We start from the raw sequence: 7,243 nt of genomic DNA on the forward strand, positions 1-7,243 counted from the left end.
CCTTTTTTCACAAATCACGGTACAAACACTTCGATGTGCCCAGGCAGGGCGCGGCACACGCAGGGAAGCTGTCCGCCCAGCTCTCCGTCCAGATTCAGCTGGACCTTTTTGTCTCCCGCCGCGGTTGCCTTTAGATAATCTGTCTGGAAATACAGGATGTTCGGGTCCTTCAGGTGTTCTCCCCGCACAGCCGCCGTCGCCAGCCGGATAAACTCCGGCAGGCTCGTCTTTTTCACCACGATGCAATCCAGTTTGCCATCCGACAGATCCGCTTTTGGCGCCAGGCGGTCAAATCCTCCGACGGAATGACTGTTGGCTATTAAAAATATCATGATTTCTTCGTCGATGACAACCTGATTGCGCGTTTCGATCCGCACATGGATGGGGTGCAGGGAAGGCAGCTTTTCCAACCCTTTCACATAGTACGCGAGCTGTCCGATCAGGGTCTTCAGCTTGCTCGGCACCTCGTAGGTCAGATCGGTCAGCGAACCGCCGCCGGCGATGTTGATAAAATACCTGTCGTTGATGCGCCCCAGATCGATTCGCTGCGTCTTCCCCGACGTGATGATTCGGCAGGAGCGGTTGATCGAGCGGGGAATTCCCAACGCCCGGGCGAAGTCGTTGCTCGTCCCGCAGGGAATAATGCCGAGGGCGGGTCGGGCCGATTTTTCGGCCATGCCGTTCACCACCTCGTAGATGGTACCGTCGCCGCCAGCGGCCATGATCACATCAAAGCCGCGGGCAACCGCGCGTTCCGCTTCCTCCGCGGCGTCGTTCTCCCCTCTGGTCGCGTAGCAGGATGTCTCGTATCCGGCTGATTCCAGCAAATCCAGAATGTCCGGCAGCTTGCGGCGCACAATCTCGCGCCCGGAGCTGGGATTGTAGATCAATCGTGCTCTTTTCACGGTTGGTCCCTTCTTCCTTCGCATCGCTCATGCTTTCTCTCTCTTCTCATCATATCCTGTATAGCCAATTTTGGGAATCGCTATGCTGAGCGGCCCATGATAAGATAGAAAAAAACGGAAGAATTTGGGGTGTGCACACTTTGAAAAACGTGATCATAGGGGTTGACGTAGGCGGAACCGCCATTAAAATGGCGCTGCTCTCCCTGGAGGGAAACATCCTGCAAAAAGAGCAGAAGCCCACTCCCGTAGCAGAGGGGGAAGACGGCGTCATCCAAAAAATCGCGCAAATGGCCGACGATCTGTTGAAGCGGGCCGGCGTGGAAAAAGACAAGGTGGCCGGGATCGGAATCGGTGTGCCGGGACCCGTTGACGCACAGAACGGGATCGTACAGGAAGCCGTCAACCTGCACTGGAAGAAGCCCGTTTCGTTGAGGGAAAGGCTGGAGCAGATGTCCGCCCTTCCCGTTTTTGTAGACAATGACGCCAATACGGCGGCACTCGGCGAGATGTGGCGAGGAGCGGGGCAAGGCGCCCGTAATCTGATTGCGATCACTCTCGGAACAGGCGTGGGAGGCGGCGTCATTCTGGATGGACGAATCGTCCACGGCATGAACGGAGTCGGCGGAGAAATCGGTCACATCACGATGGAACCGGCAGGAGGACCGGCCTGCAACTGCGGCAAGACGGGCTGCCTGGAAACATACGCTTCTGCCACCGCGATCATCCGCGAAGGAACCAGGGCCGCTAAGGAAGGCACCAGTCCGCAGCTGGCGGAAGCGCTGGCCAGGCAAGGGTTCATTAAGGCGCAGGACGTGCTGGACGCCGCCAAAGCGGGAGATCAAGCCGCCGTTGCCATTGTAGATCAGGCCGCGTTCTACCTCGGACTCGCCCTCTCCCATTTGGCCAACGTCCTCGATCCGGCCAAGTTCGTCATCGGTGGCGGTGTTTCTGCCGCGGGCGAGTTTTTGTTCTCCCGTGTCCGGGAATCGTTTCGCCGCTTTGTCACCTTCTCGTATGTAGCGGAGTCCTGCCAGATCGTCCCGGCCACGCTGGGCAATGACGCAGGCGTGATCGGCGCCGGATGGCTCGTCCGCTCGCAAATCAAAGAATGCTAAAAGGCGAAAATGACGCTCCTGTCGGGTGCAGGCACATCCGGCAGGAGCGTCTTTGCATCTACAGTGTGGTTTGCGTAACGGACGGATGTTCGGCTTTCTTTTCCCTGCCGGAGACGATCAGCACGGCGCCGAGCAGCACGGCCGCTCCCCCTGCGAACTGAAGCCAGGTAAGCGATTCGCCGAACAGCACAGCGGAAAAAGCGATCGTGACCACCGGCTCCAGCATGCTGAGGACAGACGCCTGGGTCGAACCGATCAGCTGCAGACCGCGGAAGAAAAACGCAATCGCCATCACCGTGGAGAACAGGACAATGCCGCCGATCGCAAGCCACCCCTGCGCTCCGAAATCCAACTGAACGCCCCCGCTGCCCTGCGCGACGAAAAAGGTGGAGACGGTGGCAAACAGCGAGATGTAAGCACTGGTTACATACGGCGAAAGGCCTTTGACCACTCGGTTGCCGGTGACAATATAGACGGAGTAAAACAGGGCGGCAGACAGGGCCAGCAGGATGCCCAGAGGGCGAATGCTGGCGAAGGAGGTACCCAGCACCATTGTCAAGCCTGCCAGCGAAAGCAGCATGGCCATCACCGTCTGTTTGGACAACCGCTCCTTGTCCACAAAGTAGGACAAAATGGCGACAAAAACCGGGAACGTATACAGAAGAAGCGCGGCCAGAGACGGCGGGATGTACATGACAGCCGAGAAAAAGCTGAGTGACTGCAGCGTATACAAAACGCCTCCCAGAAAGAACAGCGCAGCCACTTGCCGCCTGGTGACAAAGAGCCGCTCCCGTTTGACAAGCAGCAAGAGGAAAAACAGCCCGGATGCCAGCAGAAAGCGGAGAAACAAGACCGTCGGCACGGCAGCGCCGTCGTCGTAAGCATAATGGGCCAAAATCGACATGACCCCGAAGCCGGCTGCCGACAAAAAGACATACAGAACGCCGATGTAGAGCGGATTCACAACAATGTCACCCACCTTCACGAATAAACGCATGAGTATTGCCAATTGTCCCTATTATACAAGAACAAAGAAGGCCTGCAACGGTTAGTTGCAGGCCTGTTATGCCTTTAAGACCGCCCCCTCCTTGCGAAACAGGCGGGCGGCAAAACCGATAGCGGCAGCCACGTACAGGAGGGATGTACCCAAAGCCATGGCGGCGTGGATCGGGTCTACCGCGCCGTAGAACACCTCTTTGCACATGGCAACACCGTTGAAGATCGGCAGCAGGTAGTAGAGTGCGGGGATATCGACCGGATTGAGCGGCATCATCATGTAGGAAGGCACCATCGCCAGGAAGACGACACCGGTCATGTAGGTCTGCGCTTCCTTGAACGTCTTGGCCAGCGTGCTGATGGTCAGCTCCAGGCCGGCAAACATGGCCGCCAGCAAAAGCAGCGTAACCGCCAGCACTCCGACGGATAAAGGCGACAGAAATCCGAGAGAAAACGCCTCCCCCTCGCCTGTCATAGGGCCAAACCGAAACACCAGCGACAGGCTGATCAAGGTAGCGGCCGCACTCATACAGCTCATCACCATCACGGTGAGCAATTTCGCTGTCAGGATGCTACCTGCGGGGATGGGTGCGCTCACCAGCGATTCCAGCGTTCCCCGCTCCTTTTCCCCGGCCACCAGATCGGTCGCCGCGGCAATTCCCCCTGAGGCCAGTGAGAGAACGAGCATCAGCGGAATGATGCCAGCGAGCATCCCCCCTGTCAGCTTCTCGTCAGACGCGACGTTTTGAAACGAAGTCTCAATCGGTTTGATCGCCCGCGAATCCAGCCCTGCCCCCTTCAGGCGCGCATCTGTCACGGTTGCGGCGTAGGTGTCCAGCACATCCTCAATCACGCCTCGGCCATACACCGATTTCTGGTTGGTGGAATCGTAAAATATGGTCACTTTGGCCGGCTGCCACCGCTTGATTTTCTGCTCAAAGTCAGGCGGAATGCTTACAATGGCTCGCAGTTCACCAGCCAGGAGAGCCTGTCGGGAGTCTTCCGGCTGCAGGATGCGCACCCCTGGCGCTTGCGCCAGCAGCTGTGCCGGCGGAGATTGCGGGTCGCCCTCCACCGCGATCGGTACGTAGGCGCGGGCGTCCTGCTCCACACTGTTGAAGGCGGATCCCAACAGGAAAAAGACAAACGGAATCAACACGATGGGGATGAGAAACGCCCCGATCAGCGTCTTGCGGTCGCGAAAAAGGTCTACCAGTTCCTTGCGAAAGATCATCCATACCAGGTGATTAGGCAAGAGGATCGCCTCCCTCCACGATCTGCATGAAAATGTCGTCCAGATCGTCCGTGCCGTATTGAATCTTCAATGAGCCAACGGTTCCCTCAAAACGTCCTCTGCCTTTATGCATGATGACCACCCGGCTGCAGAGCTTCTCGATCTCCCCCATGTTGTGGCTGGAGAACAAGATCGTTTTCCCCTCGTCCCGCAGACGGATGACCAGCCGCCGGAAAATGCTGGCCGCGCTGACATCCAACCCGGTTGTCGGCTCATCCAGCAGAATCACCTGGGGATCGTGCACCAGCGTGCGGGCGATCGCTACCTTTTGCTTCATCCCCCGGGAAAACGGGCCAACCCGCCGGTCGATAAACTCCTCCATCTCCAGCATTCGGCTTAGCCGCTCAATCCTAAGCCCGAGCTCTTCCTCGGCCAAACCGTACAGCCTGCCGAAGTACGCGATGTTTTCCCGTGCGGTCAGTCGGCCGTAGAGACCGACGTCGCCTCCAAACAGGATGCCGATTCGCTTGCGGACCTCCAGCGGCTGTCGGCGAACGGAATAGCCCTGTATTCGGATGTCACCCGCCGTGGGCTGGAGGATGGTCGCCATCATCCGCATCGTCGTGGTCTTTCCTGCTCCGTTTTCCCCCAGGAGGCCGAGCACTTCCCCTGCCTGTATCTCAAAGGACAATCCATCCACTGCCGTCATTTGTCCGAACCGCTTGCTGACATTGTCCACTTCAATCATTGCGGCACTCCTTTCTGCCTCCCTCTTCCAATCCCTACCCTATGGGTACGAATCGCGGCGAATGAAGTTTCAGACAAAAGACCCCGCTCAATCAGGAGGGGGTCCCACTCTTAGTAGTATACTTTCAGGTAAAAGGCCGCCCGTTTTCCCGACTGCCCCTGGAACGTTACCTGAACCAGCCCGCTTTTCCCCCGCTGTTGGGGTGGAACGATGCCGCCTGCGATGAAGTCGGGCCGTTCCGGTTTCACGGACGGTTGAACCAGACTGCCCGGCGGTGCGTGCAGCAGGTCTCCGGCCAGCGAATAAAACTTCAGCGTCACTCTGCCCGCTTCCCCTTTCGCCCTGCCTTTGAACAGTATGGCCTCGGACGTTTCCCGACCGGCACTGACGTAGTTCAGGGAAAACAGGGGATGCTGCAGGTCGAGCTCCTGCCCTCTTTTCCAATCGCGCAGCACGGCGTCGTACTCCTCGATTGCGGCGCTTGAAACGGTGGAAAAACCTCCGACGATTACCAGAACCATCGCCACGACCATCACCAGACGAAAACGATACAGCATGACCCATCCCCCCGGGCAATTTTTTCTAGTTTGCCCTGTTTTTCCGCAAAAAACCCCTGCGCCGTCTACGCAAGGGAAAGTTCCGGGTGTCGTTTCTGAAATTCGCTCAGCGAAAAGCCTTCGAACAGGGCAAGAAATGCCGCCGAGTCGTTGAAGTAATGGCGGCTCTCCTTGGCATCCGGGTGCTTTTCCAGAAACAGAACGGCAGCCAGACGGTTAACCGGAACGCCCTGCGCCTCCTGGTCGTAGATGCCCTGCTCCGCCAAAACCTTTTCAAAGTAACGCACGTAGGTTACGGTGACGGTTTTCGTTTCTCCGTTTTGCTGAACCGTCGCAATCGAGCGTTCAAATGTATCGGATGGCGATCCGCCTTTGCCCGGCGGTACGCTCTCTCCTGTCACGGAAAGTACCTTCATCTTGTGATCAGTCCCCTCATTGGATTCTCCCCCTTCCATTATAGGGGAGCGAGCCCATTTGTACAATTTGCCAATTTATAAGGAAATTCTGCGCTCACACAGGCACATTTTCCATTTTTCGTATAGAGTATGCAAGAACAGCTTTTTCCCGCAAAAAAAGACCACCGAAAGGGAGGGAAGAGATTGCCTGACCAGCGATCATTCCGTTTGGCCGAACATGCGAAAGCAGCCATTCTTCTTCATGCGAATACAGGAGAGATCCTGTTTGAAAAGAATCCCCATCGCAGACTGCCTCCGGCCAGCATGACGAAAATTCTCACAGCCCTGATCACGATGGACTTGATCGAAAGCGGAAAGCTGGGTTGGAAGGATCGGGTATCTGTCAGTGCCTACGCGGCTTCGATCAGAGGATCGACCATGCGATTAAAGCAAGGCGATTCCGTAACCGTTGAGAATTTGCTGAAAGGCATGTTGATCGCATCCGCCAACGATGCTTCGATTGCCATGGCCGAGCATATTTCGGGCAGCGTTGATCGATTTGTGAAAGGACTGAACGAAAAGGCAAGAGCTCTTGGGTTAACGAACACAAATTTTGTCAATCCAAATGGCAGCCCCGCTCCCAATCACTACTCCACCGCTTTTGACATGGCGATGATGGCCAGGGAGCTTCTGGAAAAACAAGGGACTACCACGTACAGCGGCGTTCGCTCCGCTCTCGTCAGGAAGGCTGGCTCTCCGCCCTACCGATTACGCAATACCAACAAGCTGATCGGCGTATATCCGGGGATTGACGGATTAAAAACCGGCTATACCAAGTACGCCGGATTCTGTCTCTGCGCTTCCGCATGCAGGGAACATCAGCGAGTCATTGCCGTGGTGATGGGAGAACCGACCCGAAAACAGAGAGAGGTTGAGACAGCGGCTTTGCTGGATTACGCCTTTGCCGCGAGTAAAAAAAGCTTCGATTGAAGCCCTCTCGAAGAAGCTGGTTCTTCGTTAGAGGAAACTTTTTATGCGTTCCGGAAAGTTTATTTCAGGACGCTTTCACACGGTGAAGCCCTTAAACTTTCCTACACGATAAAGAAAACCCACCCGGCATGAGCTATCCTCGACCCACTCGGCGTTAGCTAGTTACTCCTGAAAAAATCGTTTTTTGGCAGAAGCATCTCATTGTGGTGAATCTCAGGGGGCTACTGTGTAACTGTATCCGTTAATCGTTGCTTATTTGGCCATTTGGGCTGCTCTTCTGAGGTTATGAGCCCAGATTCCGAA

8 protein-coding genes are annotated in these 7,243 nt (G+C 56.3%); 2 read left to right on the top strand and 6 right to left on the bottom strand.

Annotated elements, in window-relative coordinates; all coding sequences use genetic code 11:
* Positions 1–14: 14 nt before the first annotated feature.
* Entirely contained in the window at positions 15–905 is an 891-nt protein-coding gene (locus ACE99V_RS07225) for a diacylglycerol kinase (RefSeq protein ID WP_400490391.1), read from the bottom strand.
* Between the two features lie 140 nt (positions 906–1,045).
* On the opposite strand from ACE99V_RS07225, the gene ACE99V_RS07230 reads away from it, so the two are divergent.
* Positions 1,046–2,020, top strand: a complete 975-nt coding sequence (locus ACE99V_RS07230) for an ROK family glucokinase (RefSeq protein ID WP_400490392.1) — start codon at positions 1,046–1,048, stop codon at positions 2,018–2,020.
* A gap of 58 nt (positions 2,021–2,078) precedes the next feature.
* Here ACE99V_RS07230 and ACE99V_RS07235 read toward each other — a convergent pair whose 3' ends face one another.
* From ACE99V_RS07235 to ACE99V_RS07255, 5 genes are all read right to left on the bottom strand, one after another.
* Positions 2,079–2,984, bottom strand: a complete 906-nt coding sequence (locus tag ACE99V_RS07235; RefSeq protein WP_400490393.1) for a DMT family transporter — start codon at positions 2,982–2,984, stop codon at positions 2,079–2,081.
* A gap of 99 nt (positions 2,985–3,083) precedes the next feature.
* Complete coding sequence (locus ACE99V_RS07240) at positions 3,084–4,271, bottom strand: ABC transporter permease (RefSeq protein ID WP_400490394.1); 1,188 nt, start codon at positions 4,269–4,271, stop codon at positions 3,084–3,086.
* A complete protein-coding gene (locus tag ACE99V_RS07245; protein ID WP_400490395.1) occupies positions 4,264–4,998 on the bottom strand; it encodes an ABC transporter ATP-binding protein in 735 nt (244 codons plus the stop codon). The genes ACE99V_RS07240 and ACE99V_RS07245 overlap by 8 nt, the downstream gene beginning before the upstream one ends.
* A gap of 110 nt (positions 4,999–5,108) precedes the next feature.
* Complete coding sequence (locus ACE99V_RS07250) at positions 5,109–5,555, bottom strand: hypothetical protein (protein WP_400490396.1); 447 nt, start codon at positions 5,553–5,555, stop codon at positions 5,109–5,111.
* A 65-nt stretch (positions 5,556–5,620) separates the two neighbouring features.
* Positions 5,621–5,971 (bottom strand): hypothetical protein, encoded by a 351-nt coding sequence (locus ACE99V_RS07255; RefSeq protein ID WP_400490397.1) that lies wholly within the window; start codon positions 5,969–5,971, stop codon positions 5,621–5,623.
* 183 nt (positions 5,972–6,154) lie between these two features.
* On the opposite strand from ACE99V_RS07255, the gene ACE99V_RS07260 reads away from it, so the two are divergent.
* Positions 6,155–6,940 carry a D-alanyl-D-alanine carboxypeptidase family protein gene (locus ACE99V_RS07260; protein WP_400490398.1) on the top strand — a complete coding sequence of 262 codons (786 nt, stop codon included), beginning with the start codon at positions 6,155–6,157 and terminating at the stop codon, positions 6,938–6,940.
* The last annotated feature ends 303 nt before the right edge of the window (positions 6,941–7,243 follow it).

The organism is Brevibacillus soli (genome assembly GCF_044759095.2).
In the GTDB taxonomy this organism is placed as follows: domain Bacteria; phylum Bacillota; class Bacilli; order Brevibacillales; family Brevibacillaceae; genus JBIYSM02.

Excerpts from the sequence above, each read along its gene's own strand:
- ACE99V_RS07250 (WP_400490396.1), bottom strand. The coding sequence starts at position 5,555 with ATGCTGTATCGTTTTCGTCTGGTGATGGTCGTGGCGATGGTTCTGGTA.
- ACE99V_RS07255 (WP_400490397.1), bottom strand. The coding sequence starts at position 5,971 with ATGAAGGTACTTTCCGTGACAGGAGAGAGCGTACCGCCGGGCAAAGGC.
- ACE99V_RS07245 (WP_400490395.1), bottom strand. The coding sequence starts at position 4,998 with ATGATTGAAGTGGACAATGTCAGCAAGCGGTTCGGACAAATGACGGCA.